The 2,566-nt window shown below is 65.3% G+C and carries 2 pseudogenes; both read right to left on the minus strand.

The window, feature by feature from the left end:
* Positions 1–365 (minus strand): annotated as a pseudogene (locus tag UB48_RS28350) (ATP-binding cassette domain-containing protein); the annotation flags it as partial.
* A pseudogene (locus UB48_RS28355) lies at positions 365–2,566 on the minus strand (serine/threonine protein kinase); the annotation flags it as partial. The pseudogenes UB48_RS28355 and UB48_RS28350, both read right to left, overlap by 1 nt.

The following is a 2,566-nucleotide window of genomic DNA, read 5'->3' on the forward strand; positions in this document are numbered from 1 at the left end:
GCCGTCATTGCCCAGGCCAAGCACCTGGCGCGGCAGTGCGATGTTGCTGCGCACATCGAGAAAGCCGAGCAAGCCGCCCGCTTGCAGCACATAGCCCAGATGCCGGCGGCGCAGGTGCGCCAGGCGCTCCTGGCGTTGTTCACGCCACAGCTGCTGAACGTCGTAGGTGTGCGAGTCGGTGCTGAACACAAAGCGCTCGGCCTGATCGGGCTGCAGCACCAAGGCCAGCAGGTGCTCTTGCCGCAGCCACTGGGGCCGACCAGCGCCAGCTGCTGACCGGCACGCAGCTCCAGGCGCTCGATCTCCAGGCTGTAGCGCTGGTTGCCGAGGCCGCGGGTTTTGCGCAGCGCGTGCAGGTTGATCATCATGGCAGCGTCGACAACGGCACACGGTACAAGGCGTCACCGGGCTCGGCATTGCCGAAGCGCACGCCGAAGCGCACCCAGTTGGCCATGTCGTTGTGGAAGGTTTCGTACAGGCGGATCTTCGAATCGAGCTCGTCGATGAAGTCTTCCTGTTCGCCAACGCTGAGCGACAACCACAGGTCCTGGGTCATGCTCAGGGACTTGCTGCGGTACGGCAGGCCCTCCAGGTATTCGCCCAGCACACCGCCTTCGGCGAGGTTGGCGCCCTTGCGCAGGGCGGCCGGGTCGCGACTCATGTAGGCACTGGCGCTGGCGATTTCCTGGAAGAAATCCTTGGGCGAAGTGCGGGTCTTGCNNACGATCAGCTTCAACGACTGCTGCAGGTCGTTGAGTTGCAGCTTGGTGAGCATCACGCAGACCTGCAGGGTCGGCAGCGCCGGGTTGGTCAGGTCGCGATCGGAGGTCCAGGCGCTGACCAGTTGCGGGGCCTGGCTGGCGCTCTTGCGGCCAAGAAAATCCATGTGCATGGCATAGCCGATGGCGGCGGATTTGTCGGCGATGCTCGGCGAAGCCGCCAGCAGCGGCGCCGGTTGCGCGGTGTTGCTGCGCACCTGGTGGACCAGATCGGCGAAGGTCGAACCGATCTCGCGCACCCGNNAAACTTGTGCACATCGCCACCGGGTACCGATACATACAGGTCGCCGATCTGCGGGTTGGCATCGGCCGTAAGCACCCGATACTGCTGCTCGGCGTAGGCGTGGTTTTTCTTGCCGGCCTCGGTGCGCAGGTGCAGGGCGTAAATCTTGATCTGCTTGCTCAGGGCCGCCTGGCGCACTTCGGCTTCGTTCATCTGGGTGCTGCTGTAGCGGTCGTTCTTGCGCAGGGAGCCGGCGTCACTGACCAGCAGGATCAGGCGCCCGCCGTAGCCGGACCAGTCCATGCCGTCGACCGCCTGCATGATCCCGGCAAAGGCGTCTTCGTTGAACGAATGGCTGGAGACGTTGGTGGCTTTCACCTGCTCGGCCAGCTTCAAAAAACGCTCGGGATCGCGGCCTTCATCGAGTGTTACCAGGGTCTTGGTCAGGTACTCCAGGGCAGGCGTGCGCGTGGTGTTGTTGCGAAAGCCGACCAGGCCGAAGCTGACGTTGTCCAGCTCGCCACGGCGCGAAATCTGCCCGTGCAGCTCGTGCACCACCTGGCGGACCTGATCGATATACGGCTGCATTGATACCGAGGTATCCACCACCAGCACCACGGCGGTACGGAAGGCGTCGCCTGAGGTGGCCATGCCGGCGGCTTTCGCTTCGCCGGCGGGTGCGCTGTTGCCCGGGTCGATGGAGGCGACATTGAGCAACTGCAGCGGCTGGCCGTTTTCGTCAAAGCTCTCGCGCGCCTCGAAGATCGGCATCAGGTAGAACTGCTCTTGGGGCACGGCGCTGGCGCTGGGTTCCAGGGCCATCACTTGCGGCACTTCGTCGGGGTTGTTCTGCGCCTTGAGCAGCTCGGCACGGGCGGCCGAAGTGTCGCCAAGCAAACGCTCAAGCTCATCGGCCTGGCGCAGGAACATCACCGGCGCACGCCCCGAGCGTTCGGTGAACTTCAATACCAGGCTCTGCTTCCAGTCGCTGACCTGGGAGGCCGGCAACCAGCCGTCGCGGCGACCGTCACTGGCGGTGCCGACCTCAAGCCAAGGGCTGNNGCGCTGGTAGACATAGAGCACGGTAAAGGCCGGCAAGGTATCACTGGGCGTGGCGCCCGGCTGCTTGACGACCTGCGCGCCCGGCCGGCTCAGCACGCGCTGGAACAGAGTTCGCTTGCCGGCCATCAGCAATGGTCGGTCACTGTCGTTGCTCGCAGTCGCAACGGTCGGCGCTACTGGCTCGCGGGCTTGTACCGGCTGCGCCTCCACTACCTGTTCGTCGCCACTGATGGCCCAGTAGCCAATCCCGCCCAGGCCCAGCGCGGCAGCAACGGCGATGGCGAGCAAGGCCGGTGTCGGGCGCTTGCGCGCAGCTGCAGGTGGCGAGGCCTTGGTGACGGGTTCTAGTTTCGGCGCTGGCGGTGCAGGCTCTACGGTTACGGGTGGCACCGGCGCTGCAATCGGCAGCGGCTGGATCAGGGTGCTTTCGGTGTCTTGCACGGGTAGCCGGTCGAGCGCCGCCAGCAAGGTCTCGGCATCGGCAAAGCGCTCGGCCGGGTCC

This window comes from Pseudomonas sp. 2(2015) (genome assembly GCF_000955865.1).
In the GTDB taxonomy this organism is placed as follows: Bacteria; Pseudomonadota; Gammaproteobacteria; order Pseudomonadales; family Pseudomonadaceae; genus Aquipseudomonas.